Genomic DNA, 935 nt, shown 5'->3' on the forward strand with positions numbered 1-935 from the left:
GACAGTTTCATCCGCACCCCTTGCTCCCGCAATTCTTGAGTCGGTTGAATAAAGGTACGTTGCGTGTATTGGTTTTTGATCAGACCCATTTCATTTGGCAGACCTGATTCTTCTGCAAATCCCATAGCTGCGCTGAGTGAGGAATTTGGCACACCGACCACAATATCTGCTTCGTGCTTGAACTCACGCGCTAATTGAGCCCCCATACGTTTGCGAGCTGTATGGACATTAACACCATGGATATTAGAGTCAGGACGGGCAAAATAGATATACTCCATAGAGCAAATCGCCAACTGGGTATCATTCGTATAGCTATCATACTGAATCCCATTGTCATCCACAATCACAATTTCCCCTGGTTTCACATCACGAATCCACTCGGCACCAATGACTTCAAAAGCACAGGTTTCTGACGAAACGACCACCGCTCCGTTTGCCATTTTCCCAATAGAAAGTGGACGAAAACCATTAGGATCAAGAGCCGCAATCAACTTGTCCTCAAACAGCAGGATATAAGCAAATCCACCTTTGACAAGGCTGAGCGCCTCTTTGATTTTGCCCATCAAGTTGGGATTGTGACTCCGACGAATGAGGTGGGCCAAGATTTCCGAGTCCGAAGTTGAACTGAAAATTGCTCCTCTTTGTTCCAATTCTTTCTTGAGCGATTCTGCATTGGTCAAGTTTCCATTGTGAGCAAGTCCAAACTGCATATCATGAAAGCGAAAGAGGAAGGGCTGGATGTTATCAACAGAAGCTTCGCCAGCCGTCGCATAACGCACATGCCCAATCGCGCTCGTTCCAGTTAGTTTATCCAAATTAGCTGGATTTCTGAACACTTCTGATAAAAGCCCCATATCACGATGACGCTTCAATTGTCCCTGATCATTGGAGAGGATTCCTGCCCCCTCCTGACCACGGTGCTGAAGACTGTGGAG

At 46.6% G+C, this 935-nt stretch carries 1 protein-coding gene; it reads right to left on the reverse strand.

The window, feature by feature from the left end; translation table 11 throughout:
- Positions 1–935: amidophosphoribosyltransferase (gene purF, locus GMD1S_RS08215; RefSeq protein WP_000653068.1), on the reverse strand; the 935-nt coding region annotated here is incomplete at both ends.

The organism is Streptococcus sp. GMD1S, assembly GCF_000296875.1.
Lineage (GTDB): Bacteria > Bacillota > Bacilli > Lactobacillales > Streptococcaceae > Streptococcus.